Raw genomic sequence first — 19,497 nt, 5'->3', positions numbered from 1 at the left:
TTCCTTCCTTATTCCTTGTCCTTTCCTGTTAAAACGTCGGCCTCGAACATCTTTGCAGCCGCATATGCCGGGAACACCTTTGATATTTCCTCTCCCCAGCGTTGTGCAACAGAGATACATTCAAAGCCAAGCCTCTTTGCAGCTGCACGGATGAGGAACTCCCCAAGGCCTGCCGACACTATGGTGGAAAGCTCGTTCTTCTCTGCAACCTCTGCGATCGCATCGCTCAGCAGGGTTACCTGCATATCCTTCACCTGCTCTGCTATGCGGTATATCTCGTCGGGAGATATCTCTGACAGGTCGGCGCAGACCACACGTGCGATCCTTCTCATTGCATCGGTCTTGCTCTTTCCTGCACCATCGGCAGTCTCGCAGGTGTACAGTTCCTCTGATATGTCTCCCAATAAAAGATACACATCGGCTGTGGTTGCGAAAAGCTCCGAGGATACCCGGCACTTCCCGGCCGCCAGGTCCAGGCTGTCTGCAAGATATGCCAGGTTCGTCCTCAGCACCCCTGCATAGACCAGTTCGCTTCGGATGAGCCTTGAGAAGTCCGTCAGGCCGGCTGTATGTTTTCCGCCCTTTATCGGGATGATGTCGCTGGTAGTGCTTCCCACGTCCACGAAGATGCAATCCCCTATCTCCGAGCCGATGAGCTTGGCCGAGGCCGCCCAGTTGGCAGCTGCCAGCTTGCGCAGGTCTCCGGAGCCATCATAGAATTCACCGTTACTGTCAATGTAGCGGACCTCGCACTCAAAGGCCTGATCTACTGATTCCATGATGAACTTTATTCCTGCCATCTTGTCCTCGAAGCAGTCGGCAAGTTCTCCCGTCATGACAACACTCACCCTGTCGGGCTGGTGTTTCTCGGCTATCTCTTCCAGTGCTTCGGGAAGTCTTGTGTCCTTCCAGAGGGGTATATAATGCAGTTCAATGATCTCACCATCGGCAGAAGCGATCTTTGTATTCGCGCCGCCAATATCTATCCCGATTGTTTTCATACAATGTCCTCAAAGTCATCTTTCGTGAACGAGAACTCCCCTTCAGTGACCACAGCATCAGGCAGCTCTCCTGAAATGTTCTTCAGGAGGAGCTCTCCGATCTCGGTCCTGAGTGTCCTGGCCAGTCCGTAAACAGCGGTGGTGGGCCGGGGGTTCACATCAACAACATACGGTCCTTTACCATATACTATGTCTACTCCGATATAACCATTGCATCCCAGGACTTTTGCAGTTCTGGCTGCAACATCGAATAACTCCTTCTCATGGCCAGTCCTGTAAGGCACGATATTGCCTTTGTACGTCACAGGTGATCCAGGCCTGTTGCGATCAATCTCAATGTGCTGTTTATTTACGCTGAGTGGAAGAGAGCCGGTGCCGCATATCATACTGACGCTGAGGTGCTCCCCTTCAATGTATTCGGTAGCGATGAAGCCCTCTTCCGTATCGCTGGAAGATGCTACCCTGACGCCTTCAGATGCACAGCCGAATCTGGGTTTGATCACGCATGCGGTTGCAACCCCACATTCCAATATACGGGGAACACTGACAGAGTGGGACTGCAATGTCCTGGTGCACTCCAGCTTATCAGCACAGAGTCTTGCCGATCTTGAGGAACATCCAAGGTTTGTAGTGTTCTCCTCGACCACAGCTGAAAGCTCTGCAAGCAGTTCATCAGGACCGATCACCAGGCCGGCATCTGCATGAGATGATTCCCTTTCCAGTACTTCCTGGAAGTTGTCCGCAGAGGAGCTGACTGCCCGGCCTCTCAGGAGTAGGGGGCCTGCGGAAAGATATGTCACCTCATGGCCAAGCCTGGAGAAACTGTCCACAAGTGTCCTCAGCATGGCTCCTCCTTCCTTCAGCAGTGTTCCTTCAAGTCCGATCCCGACTGCATATTCGGCCAGCAGTATCTTCATGTTGAATGCAAGTGCATTATTTGATATATCATTTACTATTGTTTATTGCTGTTAGCCTAATTGTATATTAAAAATAAATATATAGTATCACGTGAATACCCGACAAGGAATGAAAATGGAATTGAATGCTGATAACCCTTTTGTTCAGGCACTGGCAGTTTCAACTGTAATGGCCCTCTTCATGATAAGTGTGGCACTTGGCATTATGAATATGGCATCCAACGTTGCTGCGTCAAGTGACACCACGCCTGTCCCGACGGCTGTCATTCTGCTCATCTTTGCAGTAGTTTTTATTGCAGGCTCCGTGTTTTTTGAAAGCCGCGGTGCAGACTATATCGGCTCCATGGTCGGAGGCGCCATCGCATCCTTCATTGCCACTTTCGTGGCCACGGCCTTTTTCACAGGAGTGACATATGCACTGAACGGCGGCATCCGGGCACTCTGGTGGGAACAGATCCTGTCGGCACTTGCCGTTTGCATGGTTGCGAGCATGTTCATAATACGGCTATTGCAACATAAGTTGCAGTCATCTTATTAACTTTTACATCATATCTTTTAGAGGGATCATTGGGTTATTGTTGACAAAACCTTCTCAAGATGGGAAAGCTATTTATAGAACTTCAAACAATGATTAAACCAAATGCGCATAATTGCGCATCAATCAGTGGAGATATCGAGATGGATAAAGGATCTGAGAAATGTGATGACCTGGATTCAGAGGCAACAAATGCTGAAACCCAGCAGGAGGATGAAACTGCACAGCTTCGTGATAAATTACTGCGGCTCACCGCAGAATTTGATAATTTCAGGAAACGAAGCATCCGGGAAAAGGAAGAGTACCGCAAGTTCGCAGTTGAACAGATCATCACAGAGTTGCTTGAAGTATATGACAACTTCGAGCGTGCAATAGCATCTGCAAAACAGACCGACAATATTGAATCCGTCGTAAAGGGTGTGGATATGGTGTTCAGGCAGTTTGCTTCTATCCTTGAGAAGGAAGGCCTCCAGAGGATAGAGTGCCATGGTGCTGCGTTCGACCCTCATCTTCATGAGGCTATCATGCACGTTGAGCATCCGGAGCACGAGGAGAATACTGTCGTGGAAGTATGTAAGCCGGGATATTACCTGCACTCAAAAGTCATCAGGCCGGCCATGGTAGCAGTCTCGAAGAAACCGGAGACCGGGGGAGAATGACCCTCCTTTGCAAAGAGTGCTGTCAAATAAAAGAAGAACATAACTGTATTATAAGTAACCGAAAAGAGGTATAATCATGGGAAAGATTTTGGGAATCGATCTGGGAACTACAAATTCATGCATGGCTGTGATCGAGGGTGGAGAACCTACAGTTATTCCAAACGCCGAAGGGGGAAGGACAACACCTTCAGTAGTTGCGTTTTCCAAGAAGGGAGAAAAACTGGTAGGCCAGGTTGCAAAGAGGCAGCTCATAACTAACTCCGAGAACAGTGTGAGCTCCATCAAGAGACACATGGGAGAGGCAAACTACAAGGTCACGCTCAACGGCAAGGACTACACTCCGCAGGAAATCTCCGCAATGATCTTGCGCAAGCTCAAGGATGATGCAGAGGCATACCTGGGTGAGACCATCAATGATGTGGTTATCACTGTGCCTGCTTACTTTGACGACTCCCAGAGGCAGGCCACAAAGGATGCCGGGGCCATTGCAGGCTTTAACGTAAAGAGGATCATCAACGAGCCTACTGCTGCAGCCCTTGCCTACGGGATAGACAAGGAGTCAGGGGAACACAAGATACTGGTGTATGACCTTGGAGGAGGTACATTCGACGTATCCATCCTTGAACTGGGAGAGGGCGTATTCGAAGTGCTGTCCACAAGCGGTGACACGCACCTCGGAGGAGATGACTTCGACCAGAGGATAGTCAACCATATCGTTAACGAATTCAAGAAGAACGAAGGCATCGATCTTTCAAAGGACAAGGCAGCACTGCAGCGCCTGAAGGATGCGGCGGAGAAAGCCAAGATCGAGCTGTCCAGTGTCACATCCACCAACATCAACCTGCCGTTCATCACAGCGGACTCCAACGGCCAGCCAAAGCACATAGATATGGACCTTACAAGGGCCCAGTTCGAGAAGATGATAGGCGACCTGCTTGACAAGACGCTTGTGTCTGTGAACAGGGCGATGGATGATGCAAAGCTCAAGCCGAAAGACATTGAGAAGGTGCTTCTGATAGGTGGTTCCACAAGGATACCTGCAGTTACCGAGCTTGTCCGCAAGGTAACAGGCAAGGACCCATACAAGAACATCAACCCTGACGAAGCTGTTGCAGTAGGTGCTGCAGTGCAGGCAGGAGTCCTTGGCGGGGAGATCCACGATGTGTTGCTTCTGGATGTCACTCCGCTCACCCTGGGTATCGAGACCCTCGGAGGTGTTGCAACGCCTCTTATCGAAAGGAACACAACCATCCCCACAAAGAAGAGTCAGGTATTCTCAACAGCTGCAGATAGCCAGCCCTCTGTGGAGATCCATGTGCTTCAGGGCGAGAGAGGTATCGCTTCTGCGAACAAGACGCTGGGAAGGTTCATGCTTGACGGCATTCCGCCAGCTCCGAGGGGCATGCCACAGATCGAGGTCACCTTTGACATAGACGCGAACGGTATCCTGCATGTCACTGCAAAGGACCTTGGCACCGGTAAGAAGCAGTCCATATCCATCCAGAAGCCCGGAGGACTTTCCGAGGATGAGATCGACAGGATGGTCAAGGATGCGGAACTTCACGCAGAGGAAGATAAGAAGCGCAAGGAAGAGGTAGAGGTCAAGAACAATGCCGAATCCCTGATAAATGCAGCTGAGAAAGCCATCAAGGAAGCAGGGGATGTTGCCACTGCTGAGCAGAAATCCAAGGTTGAATCCGCCATCGGTGACCTGAAGAAGGAACTCGAAGGAGATAACATCGAAGGTATCAAGTCCAGGACCGAGGCACTCCAGACTGCGGTATATGATATCTCTGCAGCAATGTACAAGAAGGCTCAGGAAGAAGCAGCAGCTGCCGCTTCAAGTGAAGGTGGCGCAGGTTCAGCTTCATCAGGCTCATCCGACGAGAACATCGTGGATGCAGACTATGAAGTGGTCGATGAGGACAAAAAGTAATCCCGAACAGCTTTACGTAAGGTACTCAGGCACAGTACCTTACTTTTTTATGTTTATTCAGCCTAGGTAACCCACAGGAATCATTTATGTCCACTACACGCGATTATTACGAGATACTTGGTGTATCGAAAGAGTCAACGGAAGCTGAGATCAAAAAAGAGTATCGGAAGCTTGCGATGAAGTATCACCCTGACAAGAATAAGGAACCCGGTGCTGAAGAGAAGTTCAAGGAAATATCTGAAGCCTATGCAGTGCTTTCCGATACCGAGAAGAGGGAGCAGTACGACCGCTTCGGCCATGCAGGTATCGACAGCCGTTACAGCCAGGAAGACATATTCAGGAATGCCGATTTCAGAGGTTTCGAGGATCTGGGCGACATTCTTGGGAGCATATTCGGCGGCGGCTTCGGAGGTTTTGGGGGAGGATTCGGCGGACAGCAGCAGCGCCGCGGACCTGTGCGGGGATCGGACCTACGCTATGACCTTAACATAACACTGGAACAGGCAGCACAGGGAGTGGAAACCACCATCAATGTACCCAGGGCGGAGATATGTGATACCTGTAGCGGGACCGGCGCTAAGCCCGGCACCAGTCCAAAGACATGTACCAACTGTCATGGGACAGGACAGGTCACCCATGCCCGTGACACGCCCTTTGGACGCTTCATGTCCACAAGCACCTGTAACGTATGCAGAGGCACCGGCGAGATAATCGAGGAGCCTTGCCCTGCATGCAGGGGTACCGGCAAGCAGAAGAAAGTACGTAAGATATCGGTCAAGGTGCCCAAGGGCGCAGATACGGGATTAAGGCTGAAGATCAGCGGAGAAGGCGAGCAGGGAAGTCCGGGAGCTCCTCCTGGAGACCTGTATGTGGTCCTCCATGTGGAACCTCATAGAATGTTCGAGCGTGCGGGAGATGACATACTCTACGAGCTGCCACTGACCTTTACCCAGGCGGCACTGGGAGCCGATGTAATGGTACCCACACTTCATGGCAACGTGAAGATGAACGTCAAACCAGGCACCCAGACACATTCAATCCTGCGGCTCAAAGGAAAAGGCATGCCATACCTGCACGGGCGCGGCCAGGGCGATCAGCTTGTGAGAGTTGTTGTAAGGACCCCCACAAACCTTACCGAGGAGCAGAAGAATCTTCTGCGGAAGCTGGATCTGCCGGAGGAGAGCGGGAAGTCAAAGAACCCTAAAGGCGGAAAAGGCATCTTCGATAAGGTTAAGGAAGCCTTTGATACGTGAACAATCTCCTGCATCCTTTTTCTTTTTTACTGTCCGATGGTAAGTTTTAAAAGGCACTACTCTTAATAAGCCTTCTTTACGTTCATCTTTACCAATAAATAAATAAGAAGGAATTTTATGAAGATTGTTATTATCGGTGCCGGCGAGGTCGGCTACCATATTGCCAAGGCACTTCATCATTCAAATGACATTATTATAATAGATCAGAGTGAGGAAGCTTGCCATCGTGCAGATGAGCTTGACGTACAGGTGATCCAGGGTAACGGCGCCAATGTGTCCATTCTCAGCAAAACCCTGGATAATGCGGATCTCCTTGCAGCAGTGACAGGTTCCGATGAAGTGAACATTGTCGCCTGCATGGCGTCAAAACTGGTGGCAAAGGACAAGGAGAGGCTCAAGACCGTTGCAAGGGTAAGCAATCCTGACTATATCGATAAACCGGTGGCAAAACGCACAAAGATAGGCATTGATACCATGATATGCCCTGAGCTGACGCTGGCTTCTGAAATAGCGGAAATCCTTTCCATCCCGTACGCCATAGGCGCGGAGTATTTCGCAGAGGGAAAGGTCGAGATGATGGAGTTTGCAGTCTCGGACAGCAGCGAGCTTGTAGGTAAAGAACTGCAGGAACTGAACCTGGCCAACTGCTGCATAGTCAGTGCACTCTTCCGTGACTCCGACGTGATCATCCCCCATGGTAAAGATACGATACAGAAGAATGACCATATAGTAGTCATCGGCAAGCCGGCTTCCATCAAAGAAGTCCGCGACATGTTCGGTGAAAAGACAGGGAAACGCAGTAAGGTCATGATAATAGGCGGGGGTATAGTTGGCTTCTATCTTGCCAGAGTGATCTCGAACGGAGAATTCGACATCAAGGTAATCGAGGCGGACAGGGAGAGGTCCGAGCATATAGCCGAGGAATTGCATGGCGTCCTGGTTCTCAACGGCGATGGTACCGATATAAACCTCCTGAAGGAGGAAGGTGTTGCTGACATGGATGTCGTCATTGCTGTAACCAACAGTGATGAAAAGAACCTCCTCTGTGCCCTGCTTGCAAAGCATCTGGGAGGCAAGAAGGTCATAGCCAGGGCTGACCGGTCAGATTATGTATCCCTGTTCGAGATGGTGGGCGTGGACAGCGCAGTCAGTCCCAGGCAGGCTACTGTCAGCGAGATCCTCAAGCTGACCTTTGGGAAGGGGATTGAGTCTGTCACGACCATAGAAGGCGAGAAGGCCGAGATCATAGAATACACAACCTCAAGGAAATCAAAGATAGTCGGCAAGCCCCTGAAGAACGTGAAGTTCCCGCCGGGTGCTATTGTAAGCATGGTCGTACACAAGGGGAATACAGTCGTCCCCCGCGGCGAGTATGTAATTGAGGAAGGCGACAGGGTAGTTGTGTTTGCCCTGCAGTCCGTACATAATGAGGTCGAGAGTCTGTTCAAATAATCCTTCAGGAGCCGTTTGTTTGAATTACGCTATAGTCTTCAATGTATTGGGAAATCTGCTTCGTTTTCTCGGGCTTATAATGGTATTTCCCCTAGTTGTAGCTTTATATTATGGAGAGCCATTATTGCCTTTTGCGACATCCATAGTGATTACAGTCGCATCCGGCATTGCACTTTCCCGTATATGGAAAACCGAAAGTGAATGGAAGATCAGGGAAGGTTTTCTCATAGTTGTCCTGGGATGGCTTTCCGCTGCAATTTTTGGTTCGATTCCTTTCCTGTTTGAAGGGGTAACAGTTATTAACGCACTCTTTGAAACAATGTCCGGTTTCACTTCAACGGGAGCCACTATCCTGGTTGACATTGAGGCGTATTCAAAAAGCCTGCTCTTCTGGCGCAGCATGACCCAATGGGTAGGAGGCATGGGAATCATTGTCCTTGTTATAGCCATCCTGCCTAAGCTTGGAGTTGCAGGAAGGCAGTTGTTCCGCGCAGAAGCACCGGGTCCGTTCGAGGACAAGATCAAGCCAAGGATCAGGGGGACTGCGAAAATACTATGGTCCGTCTATCTGGTTATCTCTTTCCTTGAGGTAATGGCATTACTGATTGCCGGCCTTTCCCTATATGATGCATTGACCCATACATTTTCCACTATGGGATGTGGAGGTTTCTCGCCGTACGGCGATAGCATCGCTACCTTTAACAGTCCCCTGGTAGAAGGGATCATCACTTTCTTTATGTTTATTGCAGGGGCGAGTTTTGCTCTGCACTACAGGACATTCTACTCAGATCGCAAAAGCCTGATAAATGATGAAGAGTTCAGGATATATGCGCTTGTAGTAGTTTGCCTGACACTCATTATCTCATTGATCCTCTGGAGGGATTCATATCCGGATATTTTTGGAGCTTTCAGATACGGAGTATTTCAGATCGTATCAATATCCACTGCTACCGGCTTTGCAACTGCTGATTTCAACCTCTGGTCCGATTCAGCAAAGTTCATCATAATTGCCTCAATGTTTGTTGGCGGCTGTTCGGGTTCGGCTGCAGGTGGTGTGAAGGTAGTCCGATCTCTCCTGTTTGTAAAATTCAGTATCAGGGAGTTATTCCGGTTAGTTCATCCCAAATCCGTTAAACCGATAACGTTCAATAAAAAAGCTGTACCCGAAAGCATATTACAGTCTATTGTCTCATTCTTGGGATTATATCTGTTGCTGGCCTTTTTCACTGCATCCGTGCTGGCCATTCAGGGAATGGATATTATAACATCCCTTACAGCATCTTTTGCAACGATAGGGAACATCGGCCCGGGTTTGAATGTTGTAGGACCCTGGGGCAATTTTGACGTGATCCCTGCTTTTAGTAAAGTGATGCTGATAGGGAACATGTTGTTTGGAAGACTGGAACTGTTCACAGTATTCGTGTTGTTGCTTCCCGAATTCTGGAGTGACTGATCCACATATACTTTTTCGGCAATTTCTGTTATTTATGCTCAATAAGAGCATGAGAAGGCAAAGATTGCTTTTTATACTAGTCTGGCATGTAGTGTCTGATTCGACTTTGGAGTGCAACACGTGAACTATGCTGTGATCTATAACGTACTGGGAGAACTTCTCACCTTTCTTGCTCTTTTGATGCTGATCCCCCTGTTTGTGGCATTCTACTATGGTGATTCACCTGTGCCTTTCGCGGCAGCAGTGGTCATTACGGGTACTCTCGGCCTGGTGCTCTCCAGGAAATATAGTGCACAGGGCGAATGGAAGATCAAGGAAGGTTTTGCCATAGTAGCTTTAGGCTGGCTGTCGGTGGCCGTCTTCGGTTCTATCCCTTATGTGCTGGATGGCATAAGTCCTGTTAACGCTCTTTTTGAATCAATGTCCGGTTTTACGACCACCGGAGCAACGATCATGCAGGATATAGAATCCCACTCCAGGAGCATACTTTTCTGGCGTTGCATGACGCAGTGGCTCGGCGGCATGGGCATCATCATGATCTTCATTGCTATCCTCCCCAAACTCGGGGTTGCAGGAAGGCAGTTGTTCCGCGCAGAAGCACCGGGCCCCACCGAGGACAAGCTGAAGCCGCGTATAAGAGGAACTGCGAGGATACTCTGGACCGTCTATGTGTTCATTTCTGTTGTGCAGGCAGTTGCACTGAGGCTTGCAGGCATGTCATACTACGATGCTATAACACACACTTTTACAACAATGTCGACAGGCGGCTTCTCACCTTACGGACCAGGCATAGCAGGATTCAACGATCCCCTCATAGAAGGGATCATAGTGGTCTTTATGTTCATTGCAGGAGCCAACTTTGCACTGCATTACCGTGTGCTGTATGTTGACCGTAACAGTTTCATAAAGGATGAGGAGTTCAAGTTCTATACTGTCATTATCCTGCTGGCGACCCTGGTGCTGACATTCTCCCTCTGGAAGGATATGGGGCAGACAGTTGAGACAGCTTTCAGATATGCGGTTTTCCAGGTCGTCTCTATCACAACTACCACAGGTTATGCTTCCGCAGATTTTGATATATGGAGCGACTCTGCAAGGATCGTATTGCTGGCCGTCATGTTCATAGGAGGTTCCGCGGGGTCCACAGCCGGCGGAGTAAAAGCTGTCAGGATACTTCTTTTATTAAAGTACGGAAAGAACGTGCTGTTCAAGGCGCTGCATCCCAAGGCGATAAAGCCTGTGAAGTATAATAGCAAAGCTGTGCCTGAGGAAATCATGCAGTCCATCGTTTCCTTTGTTGTCATCTACATGATGATATTTGCCATATCTACAGGAATACTTGCCCTGATGGGCATGGACCTGATAAGCTCCATCACTGCATCCATTGCAACACTGGGTAACATCGGTCCCGGCTTCAATGCTGTGGGCCCGATGGCTAACTTTGATGTTGTCCCTTTCCTTGGCAAGCTTCTCCTGATAGCCAACATGTGGATAGGCAGGCTTGAAGTGTTCACTGTGATAGTGATGCTGACACCCGAGTTCTGGAAAGACTGAGCTACAGCTGTTTCAGTGGAAGTAGCTGAAGAAAAATAGACCGGAAACAAAATGTGATCGGCAGTTTCCTGCCGGTCAGCGCTCAAAGTCCAGCTCGTGTTTGACCACGTTCTTGAAAAGTACTCTCAGGTCCCAGAGAAGCTTTTTGTTTGCCTTGAAAAGGGCATATAGGAGGTCAATGAGACTCATGCTGGAGAAATTGACGCCTTCCAGAGAGTGCGCCAGGGAGTTGATCTCCTTATCCGTAAAACTGATGAAAGCATCTTTAACGATCAGGCTGTTATCGATCTCCATACCTATTGTCTGGCGCCATCTTTTCTCATAGAGCTCCAGCATCGATGTTGAGACATCGTTCCTGGAAATGGCCTCGTATGCAACCTCGCCTGCGATCTTGCCTGCTTCCATGGCGTTTATTATCCCTCCGCCCGTGATCGGGTCAGACTGTCTTGCCGCATCTCCCACCAGCATAAGGCCATTTGCAATGGTCCTTTCTATACTGCCACTGACAGGCACTCCTCCGACATCGATCTCAAGTATCTTTGCATCGGGGAACTTTTGTCCCACGAAATCCTTCAGGTAGTCAACTGCATGTTTCTTACCGGACTTGTTACCAAGTATGCCTATGCCTACATTGGCAAGGTCCTCTCCCTTCGGGAATATCCATATGTACCCACATGGGGCTATCTCATTGCCCAGGTAGAAATAGCAGTAGTCCTGGTCAATGCCTGTCCCGCTCATGAGAAACTGGGCGCACGTCTCGAGATCAGCAGGCTTGATCGAAGTATCAATGCCAGCCCACCTGCCTACCTTTGATTCGACACCGTCTGCGCCGATAACCAGTCTTGAACGAACTTCCTTTTCTTCTCCCAGGTGCATCAGCCTGACACCCCTGACGAACCCGTTCTCTGTTAGGAGTCCTGTCGCCCTGGTCTTGACCATTACCTCTGCGCCTGCTTTTGCACTTTCGTATGCAAGCGCACGGTCAAATATCTTACGTTCCAGGACGTAACCGACCTCTCCGCCGGCTATTTCCTCTGCCATCTCGATCATGGTGCCATCAGGTGAGAAGATACGTGATCCCTTGACATCGGCGCATATCCAGCGGTGGTCAGGCTCAATATGCTTGCGCAGCCATACCTTGCTCACTCCCTCTGCACACCTGACAGGGTCCCCTATCTCCTGGCGTTTCTCTATCATAAGCACACTGAGGCCTTTCATCGCTGCGGTCTTGGCAGCAATGGATCCGGCAGGACCTGCACCGACCACAATGACATCATAATGGTCTTTCATCTGGACACCTCAATGGCTCCCACCGGGCAGATCTTGGCGCATATCCCGCAACTTGTGCACTTCTCATCCGCTTCGATCCAAGTCTCGACCAATTCAAGCGCACCGGGAGGGCACACACCTACGCATGCACCACAGTATCCGCATTTGAATTTATTCACCTTGATGGCCACTTATTATCACCTGTATTAACAACGTTTTATCTGTAGTGAGGAAGTCTATAGTCCCACGGCATAGAACCGGGAATGGCATGAGGTTATCCTATATGGCGGAAGGGTTACAAATACTTTACATTACTGAAGGAGTTCAAGCCTGGCCCTTGACCTGCCATTGCCTTCCATACCAAACTTACTGTCAACGTATGCCTTTGACAGGCCGTGCCCGTGCAGCATCACTTCTATAAGGTCATGGGGCTCATCAATATCGGTGCTCAGCAGGAAGGAATCGTATACATGGACGGACTGTCTCATTTCCTCCGCTATCCTGCAGTGATTGAGAAAACTGGAATCATAGTAACGAACATGAAAACTTCCCGGATTCCTTATGAAGAGCACATTGGTCCCCCCTCCTTTCCCGGGAACTATGACCAGGTCCTTCTCTACGGCAACTATCTCGCTGATATGCCTGGGAAGCACCATTGGCAGGTCTGCCATTATAATGAGCACGGGTTCGCTGACAGACTCAAGATACTGGTTGATGGCCTCATTGAGGTCGTGCTCGCTGAGAAGTATGTTCACTCCCAGATCACTTGGGACACCATTGCTTGGTGTTGTCAGGACATCAATGCTGTTGACACCTGCCTTCCGAAGGCTTCCCACCACGTCCCTGAGCATGAGTTCAACAAAGTGCTCCCGTTCACGGAGGGAAAGCGCAGGAGAGAGTCGTGATTTAGCGTTCTGTTTTTTGTAAGGGATGAGTGCTTTCATCTGCATTCCTCATAAACGGCGTTCCTTCTTTTTGGTATCCTGCCGCTCTCCCGGATGATCCACTCCAGCTCGCCTGCAGGGGTGTATTCCCCGTTGCTGCCTCCCGAAGCGGTGGTGATGTGATCTTCCATGAGCGTTCCTCCAAGATCGTTGGCGCCGCTGAATAACGCAACCTGTGCAAGCTTCTTGCCCAGCTTCACCCAGGGTGCCTGTATATTATCGATGTGAGTGTTAAGTATGATCCTTGCAAGGGCTAACAGCCGGATATCTTCAATACCGCCGGTCATGTACTGGCCTCTTTCCATCATGCTTTCCCCTATCCTGTTGTTATAGGGCATGAAAGGCATGGGTATGAACTCGGTGAATCCGCCCGTCTGCTTCTGGATATCACGTATAAGGAATATATGTTCAAGCCTTTCCCTTATGCTTTCAACATGGCCGAACATAATTGTCGAGTTGGTGCGCAGCCCAACCCCGTGAGCAGTTGTGATGATACTGGTCCATTCAGCTGTGCTGACCTTGTCAGGGCATATTATATTGCGCACCCTGTCCACAAGGATCTCTGCCGAGGTACCTGTAAGTGTTCCGAGTCCGCTCTCCTTCAGGAGCGTCAGCGCTTCTTCCACGGGCACTCCCGCCCGGGCTGCGGAATAGGATACTTCCATGGGTGAGAGGCCGTGGATGTTCATCCCGGGATACTCGGACCTGATAGCCTCGAAGATATCCAGATAATAATCGAGTGTGAGATCAGGATTATATCCGCCCTGCACGCATACCTCGGCGGCTCCGGCATCATCTGCCAGTTTCACTTCCCTGAGCACTTCCTCCCTGGAAAGCACATAGCCCTTGCTCTGCTTGAAAGCACAGAAACCGCAGGTTCCGATGCAGTGGTTAGTAAGGTAGATGTTCCTGTTGACCACATAGCTGACAGTGTCGCCTACAGCATCATAGCGGATGTCGTTTGCAAGGCTGAAGAGATCGAAGGGATTTGCATCCAGCAGCCCCAGGGCATCTTCATACCCTATATCTCCGCTGCGGGCATTCTCAATGATATGGTCGGGAAGCAAGATCCTCATGCCATCCTTATATTCACTTTTCCCGGGGTGGCTGCATCGAACACCTTGGTATAGACCGTGTTCCTCTGCTTTGGCTGCCTTCCTGCCGTCCTGATGAACCATTCAAGTTCCTGTGCGGACATGAACTCTCCGTTGGTGGCACCTGCAGAACGGGATATCTTCTCTTCCATAAGGGTTCCTCCAAGATCGTTGGCCCCGCAGTACAATGCAACCTGAGACAGTTTCTTTCCGAGCTTCACCCAGCTGGACTGGATATTCCTTACATGGGTGTTGAGGATTATCCTGGCAAGGGCATACATCTTCAGGTCTTCCATGCCAGGGGTGACATACTTCCCGGATCTCAGCATCTGTTCGCCGACCTTATTGTTATAGGGCATGAAAGGCAGGGGCACGAACTCTGTAAAGCCGCCTGTTTCTTTCTGTATCTCCCTGATAAGCATCATATGCTCTATCCTTTCCTCCATGGTCTCGATGTGACCGTACATCATGGTGGCTGTGGTGGGTATGCCGGTCCTGTGGGCTTTTGTGATCACGTCGGCCCATTCTGCGGTGTTCAGTTTGCCGGGACATATCAGCTTCCGTACCCTGTCGGAAAGTATCTCTGCTGCCGTTCCCGGCATGGAGTCAAGGCCCGCCTTTTTCAAAGCAAGCAATGCATCATCGACTTCCATGTCGCTCTTTCTTGATGCGTGGTAGACCTCCATGGGAGAAAAGGCATGAGTACTTATGTGAGGGAACGCTTCCTTCACCGACTCAATGATATTGATGTAAAAATCCAGATCCACATCAGGCAGCAGGCCTCCCTGGATGCATACCTCGGTTGCCCCGAGCCTGTCAGCCTCCTCCACCTTTTCAAGTATCTGATCGGTACTGAGGATATAGCCGGAATTATCCTTGAAGGCGCAGAATCCGCAGTTGCCAATGCATCTGTTTGTGAAATTGATGTTGCGGTTCACAATATAGGTGACAACATCCCCGACTGTTTCGTAACGTAACCTGTCGGCAAGTTCAAAGAGTTCGAACGGATGCGCCTGCAGCAGGGAGAGTGCTTCTTCCTTAGTAGTTCTTCCCTCCAGGGCATTCTCAATTACATCGTCACTGATAGTCGGTTTCATGAAATTCTCCGGTATGTTGTGTTCAGGCAGACCTCTTCTTCCGGGCTTATCCCATTGGAATTATCCCCACTATACAATGCCGTAGCATTTCAAACTTTCCGGTATCCTTCCTCATCCGCGACAGAGAGGATGAGATCCTTCAGCTGTTCGCTGTACCAGCCCTTCCTTATGTATTCCGGATATATCGGGAGTCTTTCCCGTATCGGAATACCCCTTACCATCTGCTTCAGCCTTTCAAGGTCAGGCCAGTTTGCCTCCGGGTTGATCCAGTCGATGGTTGTCGGGGATATGCCTCCAAGGTCGCCTGCCCCACACTGTATCAGAACATAGGGATCGATGAGATTGGGTGCGACCTGTATCGTGACATCCTGCGGAAGTATCTCGCCTGCAATCAGTACGGTCTGCATCATCTCTTCATCGGTGGGAGGGAGGCAGTCTGCCATTGGTGTATCGGGCTTTGGCATAAAGTTCTGGATTATGACTTCCTGGATATGTCCGTACTTCTCATGCAGTTCTGCAATGGACTGGAGGGAATTAATCCTGTCATCCAGTGTTTCTCCGATCCCGACAAGTATGCCTGTAGTGAAAGGGATCTGAAGCTCTCCTGCGTAGCTCATGGTCTTGAGCCTTGCCGAGGGTCTTTTACCGGGGCTGCCGGCATGTGCATCAAGATCAGCCGTGGTCTCGAGCATAAGGCCCATGCTGGCATTCAATGGCTTAAGGGTCTCAAGTTCCGTGTAATTGAGAAGCCCTGCGTTGGTATGCGGCAGGAGCCCGATCTCTATGGCAATCCTGCAAAGGTCGGAAACATATTCTACGGTAGAAGAATATCCGATCCCCTCAAGCAGATCCTTGTATCCCGGCACTTCCTCGGCATATTCACCGAATGTGAAAAGTGCCTCCGTACACCCTGCTTCCTTACCTTCGGTAAGTAAGGGGACGATCTCCTCTCCGGTCATCAGCCGGGCTGCCGGGTCATCCGGACTACGTCTGAAGGTGCAGTATCCGCACTCATTCCTGCAGATATTGGTGACAGGTATGAAGACGTTACGACAAAAAGTTATGAATTCAGGCATCGTTAATCAATGAATACAATAACATATACATAAGTTTAATTGAATGTTCTTCTTCCGTACCGGGAGTATACTGTGGCTCTGTTCACTTTCCTCCCAGTATCTCCTTCATGGTGTGCTCCACGCCAAGGGCCACACCTTCTACTTCTATGCCTCCCCTGCCTTTTGCCCCATCCCCTACAATGAACAGGTTGGAAACTGGTGTCCTGTTCTTCAGGTCAGCTCCGGAAGGGGATCTGTTTACAGGCCAGCCGTCGGAGTATGACTGGATGAGCAGCACCTCATAATCCTTTCCGGCAAATATGTCCCTGAGGTCCTCCAGGCCAAGTTCTATCTCTTTATCCAGTTTGTCAAGGTCTTCCCAGCGGACACACTGGTGGGACATGGTCAGGTGCTTTCCGGAAGGCGCAAGACCCGGATCGATATTGGTGACCTCGTTAATGCCATTCACTCTCTTTGCATACGGTGTGAGCATGACACCCCCATGTCCGATGAGTGGCTTATCCGATGAAAGGCATATCTTAATACCGGCAGAGGGTTTCAGTTCGCCGGCTGTGCGTGTATAATCCTGAAGCTTTCTGTCGGCCTCAAAGCCTTGCAGCAGAGTGGCAGTGGACTCATGTCCAATGTCACTTATGATGATGTCTGCCGCATGCTCAGTGCCGCAAACGATGACACTGCCGGCTTTTGTAGCATCGGCTGCTCCTGCGGCTATGGATGTCACTTCCGACGAGGTATGTATCACGCCCCCGTTGGAATTTATCACTTTGACAAGAGCATCTGTCACACCCTTGCATCCTCCCATAGGCACGCCCGATCCTCCGTAGCGATAGAGGTTCTCTATTATCTCGAACGCCTCCTCTACTGGCACATCCGCCGCCCTGAGGCTCAGGGCCCAGCCAAAGAACGAGTCTGATATCCTGTGTGTCCAGTCCTGGTCAATGTGGTCCGTACACCATTGAGCAAACGAGATTCCCTTAGGCGGGTTCTTCCTGGTGCTTATTATGTAGTAGACAAGCTTAAGGCGGTTCACCAGGGAGAATGGCACCTTGAAATCCTGAAAAAGGATATCCTTGTGGCCGAACTTGTAGTCCCGGTCCCCTTTCTTCCGGGGCACCCGGATAACTGCGGTTGGTTTCGAGCGGACTATCTCGACATCTGCTCCGACATCCCTGAGAAGCCTTGCAAGAGGGCCGGAAGGGCCGTGAGGTATCATGTGCAGCGCACCTGTGGACAGCTGGAATCCATGGTAAGGTATGTTTGTGAACCTGCCCCCTATAAAGGGGAGCCGTTCGAACACTTCTACTTCCCATCCTTCTCCTGAGAGCCTGGCTGCGCTCAACAGACCGCCAAGCCCGGCGCCTATTACAATTGCCTTCATCTTATCCCTCTATTGCCTTAACAGGGCAGTAAGCGGTGCAAATACCGCACTCTACACAATTTCCGTTCATACTCGCCCTGCCTCTCACCTCAATGGCGTCAAATCTACAAAAAGAAGCACATTGGCCGCATCCTACGCAGTTTTCGTTCACTCTCATGGTCTTTCACCGTTTTTTGTGTTATTAAAGAACTCAATAATAAAAAGTGTTATTGTCATTACTGCTGGTTCTCCTGTCCGACGGAGAACATAGCCCCTCATATTTTGTGTCATTTGGACAACCATAATGAAATATTTGGGAGTTGATCCCTTAATTTGTTTCCGGAAAGGGTTAAAAACAGAAAAATATATTATTAACATTGCATATTTATCTGTATGGATGAGGTAGATATCGCTATATTGGAACGTCTCTCCGAGAATTGCAGGATGCACAGCACTCTAATAGCAAATGAGCTTGGCGTGGCTACATCCACTGTGCACAAAAGGATAGATAAGCTTCACAGCTCAGGTATCATCAAGGAGTTCACGATCAGGGTAGACCCGGCTGTTGTAGGATTCAATATCACGACCTTTATAGGGATAAACATAGAGCCGACGAAAAGGACCAGCGTGATAGAAAGCCTCAAAGCTATCGAGGATGTGCTTGAGATATATGAACTGCTTGAGCCTTATGACCTGCTTTTGAAAGTGCAGACATTTGATGTGCATACCCTGAAAGAGGACGTACTCAATCCAATCGCCGCAGTGGACGGCATAAAGAAATCATACAGCATCCTGACCACAAAGTGTCACAAGGAAAGCTCTCTTTCTATACGCAAAAGGAACCCCCCTTTGTAGATATCATGATTATTCATGATAGTTATTCGGAACTTATATATAGATAGATATAGTACTTTCATTTTGGTGATCGAATGAAAGAAGAAGTGGTCCGGGTAGTATGCAGGGATAACGGTGAACTTGTCTGCAAGAATGTCAGAGCAGCACCATACGAATTCACAGTTGCCACGCGTGCCAGGTGGGAGATGGTAATCTGCGACGAAGACACAGACATCCGCGCCGGAGAGTTCAGAAAAGTGAGTGTCAGGGAAATATATCTGGAGCCTGACACAGTGGCCATGCCCTGTACTTTTACGCATCATGCATTTGTTTCCCTTATTAAGGTGGGTGCAAAGGGCGGTGCAAAGCCGGTTGACAATGAACGCGTGATCAACTACGCATACGTCCTGGGCCAGGAGACAGGGCAGGTGAAGAAGGGCGACCTGCTGGCAGTGCTCAATATATTCCCTATAATGTTCACCCGTGAGGCCATAACACCCCGGGAAGTACATGAGGTTTAAGGAGTTGTGACCTATGGACACATGTCTGATATGCGGTAACCCGCAGGACACACGGCAGTATGAAGGTTACAATATATGCACTACATGCGCCGACCTCATGGAAGATATCATGGGGGAGTACTTTGTACGAACCATATGGAAGAGCGAGCCAAAGGCCCACGAAGGCTATCTTAAGTATCTTGACCGGACAACGAGGTATATTTCAGACTATAAGAAACTCACACAAAAATCAGGCCAGCACACAACACGTGTGAGCGAGAAGGTCTCGAATGCCATACAGAGCAGTTCCGGAAACTCTTCAAAGCAGCGTTATTTCGAGCATATGCAGAAGGTCCTTGACTGGCTTGCCGGAACACCCGAATTCTATCATTACTACTTCAAGGAATACTACGTATGTCCCACATGTGGCTCTTCCATATTCGAAAAATACGCTCAGCATAATCTGGGCGAGTGGCTTGTGGTTTCCTGTTCTAACTGTGATACGGTCATTAAGAAATACTACTCGCCGAAACAGGTCTGAGAAGGCTCCGGCTGAACACTTTTGC

General features: G+C 49.7%; 20 protein-coding genes. 10 read left to right on the top strand and 10 right to left on the bottom strand.

What is annotated here, in order from left to right; translation table 11 throughout:
• Positions 1 to 8: 8 nt before the first annotated feature.
• The gene (locus tag PV02_RS07960; RefSeq protein WP_256622845.1) at positions 9 to 1,001 is read right to left on the bottom strand and encodes a hydantoinase/oxoprolinase family protein; all 993 of its coding nucleotides are present in this window, start codon (positions 999 to 1,001) and stop codon (positions 9 to 11) included.
• Complete coding sequence (locus tag PV02_RS07955; protein WP_256622844.1) at positions 998 to 1,918, bottom strand: ATP-grasp domain-containing protein; 921 nt, start codon at positions 1,916 to 1,918, stop codon at positions 998 to 1,000. The genes PV02_RS07960 and PV02_RS07955 overlap by 4 nt, the downstream gene beginning before the upstream one ends.
• A 109-nt stretch (positions 1,919 to 2,027) precedes the next feature.
• Here PV02_RS07955 and PV02_RS07950 point away from each other — a divergent pair, with 109 nt between their 5' ends.
• From PV02_RS07950 to PV02_RS07920, 7 genes are all read left to right on the top strand, one after another.
• Positions 2,028 to 2,456 (top strand): heat-shock protein, encoded by a 429-nt coding sequence (locus PV02_RS07950; RefSeq protein WP_256622843.1) that lies wholly within the window; start codon positions 2,028 to 2,030, stop codon positions 2,454 to 2,456.
• Between the two features lie 140 nt (positions 2,457 to 2,596).
• On the top strand, positions 2,597 to 3,112 hold the full coding sequence (grpE, locus tag PV02_RS07945) for a nucleotide exchange factor GrpE (RefSeq protein ID WP_256622842.1): 516 nt from the start codon (positions 2,597 to 2,599) through the stop codon (positions 3,110 to 3,112).
• Between the two features lie 76 nt (positions 3,113 to 3,188).
• Positions 3,189 to 5,048 carry a molecular chaperone DnaK gene (gene dnaK, locus PV02_RS07940; protein WP_256622841.1) on the top strand — a complete coding sequence of 620 codons (1,860 nt, stop codon included), beginning with the start codon at positions 3,189 to 3,191 and terminating at the stop codon, positions 5,046 to 5,048.
• 86 nt (positions 5,049 to 5,134) lie between these two features.
• Positions 5,135 to 6,301, top strand: coding sequence for a molecular chaperone DnaJ (dnaJ, locus tag PV02_RS07935; protein WP_256622840.1), 1,167 nt, complete (start codon positions 5,135 to 5,137; stop codon positions 6,299 to 6,301).
• 117 nt (positions 6,302 to 6,418) lie between these two features.
• A complete protein-coding gene (gene trkA / locus PV02_RS07930) occupies positions 6,419 to 7,753 on the top strand; it encodes a Trk system potassium transporter TrkA (protein ID WP_256622839.1) in 1,335 nt (444 codons plus the stop codon).
• Positions 7,754 to 7,772: 19 nt separating this feature from the next.
• Positions 7,773 to 9,206 (top strand): TrkH family potassium uptake protein, encoded by a 1,434-nt coding sequence (locus PV02_RS07925; protein WP_256622838.1) that lies wholly within the window; start codon positions 7,773 to 7,775, stop codon positions 9,204 to 9,206.
• A gap of 120 nt (positions 9,207 to 9,326) precedes the next feature.
• Positions 9,327 to 10,760: a TrkH family potassium uptake protein gene (locus PV02_RS07920; RefSeq protein ID WP_256622837.1), complete on the top strand. Its 1,434-nt coding sequence runs from the start codon at positions 9,327 to 9,329 to the stop codon at positions 10,758 to 10,760.
• A 75-nt stretch (positions 10,761 to 10,835) separates the two neighbouring features.
• Here PV02_RS07920 and PV02_RS07915 read toward each other — a convergent pair whose 3' ends face one another.
• The 8 genes from PV02_RS07915 to PV02_RS07880 form a co-directional block, all read right to left on the bottom strand.
• Positions 10,836 to 12,050, bottom strand: coding sequence for an NAD(P)/FAD-dependent oxidoreductase (locus PV02_RS07915; RefSeq protein WP_256622836.1), 1,215 nt, complete (start codon positions 12,048 to 12,050; stop codon positions 10,836 to 10,838).
• Entirely contained in the window at positions 12,047 to 12,220 is a 174-nt protein-coding gene (locus PV02_RS13290; RefSeq protein WP_256622835.1) for a 4Fe-4S binding protein, read from the bottom strand. Before PV02_RS13290 ends, PV02_RS07915 begins: the two co-directional genes overlap by 4 nt.
• A 120-nt stretch (positions 12,221 to 12,340) precedes the next feature.
• Positions 12,341 to 12,973, bottom strand: a complete 633-nt coding sequence (gene cofC / locus PV02_RS07905) for a 2-phospho-L-lactate guanylyltransferase (RefSeq protein WP_256622834.1) — start codon at positions 12,971 to 12,973, stop codon at positions 12,341 to 12,343.
• A complete protein-coding gene (gene cofH, locus PV02_RS07900) occupies positions 12,970 to 14,049 on the bottom strand; it encodes a 5-amino-6-(D-ribitylamino)uracil--L-tyrosine 4-hydroxyphenyl transferase CofH (RefSeq protein ID WP_425438354.1) in 1,080 nt (359 codons plus the stop codon). The genes cofC and cofH (PV02_RS07900) overlap by 4 nt, the downstream gene beginning before the upstream one ends.
• Positions 14,046 to 15,164 (bottom strand): 5-amino-6-(D-ribitylamino)uracil--L-tyrosine 4-hydroxyphenyl transferase CofH, encoded by a 1,119-nt coding sequence (gene cofH / locus PV02_RS07895; protein WP_256622832.1) that lies wholly within the window; start codon positions 15,162 to 15,164, stop codon positions 14,046 to 14,048. Before cofH (PV02_RS07895) ends, cofH (PV02_RS07900) begins: the two co-directional genes overlap by 4 nt.
• An 89-nt stretch (positions 15,165 to 15,253) precedes the next feature.
• Positions 15,254 to 16,240, bottom strand: coding sequence for a 7,8-didemethyl-8-hydroxy-5-deazariboflavin synthase subunit CofG (gene cofG, locus PV02_RS07890; RefSeq protein ID WP_256622831.1), 987 nt, complete (start codon positions 16,238 to 16,240; stop codon positions 15,254 to 15,256).
• Positions 16,241 to 16,322: 82 nt separating this feature from the next.
• Complete coding sequence (locus tag PV02_RS07885) at positions 16,323 to 17,618, bottom strand: phytoene desaturase family protein (RefSeq protein ID WP_256622830.1); 1,296 nt, start codon at positions 17,616 to 17,618, stop codon at positions 16,323 to 16,325.
• 1 nt (position 17,619) lies between these two features.
• On the bottom strand, positions 17,620 to 17,775 hold the full coding sequence (locus PV02_RS07880) for a 4Fe-4S binding protein (protein WP_256622829.1): 156 nt from the start codon (positions 17,773 to 17,775) through the stop codon (positions 17,620 to 17,622).
• A 215-nt stretch (positions 17,776 to 17,990) separates the two neighbouring features.
• Between PV02_RS07880 and PV02_RS07875 the strand changes: the two genes are divergently transcribed.
• From PV02_RS07875 to PV02_RS07865, 3 genes are all read left to right on the top strand, one after another.
• Entirely contained in the window at positions 17,991 to 18,452 is a 462-nt protein-coding gene (locus tag PV02_RS07875) for an Lrp/AsnC family transcriptional regulator (RefSeq protein WP_256622828.1), read from the top strand.
• 74 nt (positions 18,453 to 18,526) lie between these two features.
• The gene (locus PV02_RS07870) at positions 18,527 to 18,952 is read left to right on the top strand and encodes a DUF22 domain-containing protein (RefSeq protein WP_256622827.1); all 426 of its coding nucleotides are present in this window, start codon (positions 18,527 to 18,529) and stop codon (positions 18,950 to 18,952) included.
• Positions 18,953 to 18,965: 13 nt separating this feature from the next.
• Positions 18,966 to 19,472: a hypothetical protein gene (locus PV02_RS07865; protein WP_256622826.1), complete on the top strand. Its 507-nt coding sequence runs from the start codon at positions 18,966 to 18,968 to the stop codon at positions 19,470 to 19,472.
• Positions 19,473 to 19,497 lie beyond the last annotated feature (25 nt).

This window comes from Methanolobus chelungpuianus (assembly GCF_024500045.1).
Taxonomy (GTDB): Archaea; Halobacteriota; Methanosarcinia; order Methanosarcinales; family Methanosarcinaceae; genus Methanolobus; species Methanolobus chelungpuianus.
The sequence above is the reverse complement of the archived record's forward strand: the minus strand, read 5'-3'. Positions and strand labels throughout refer to the sequence as shown.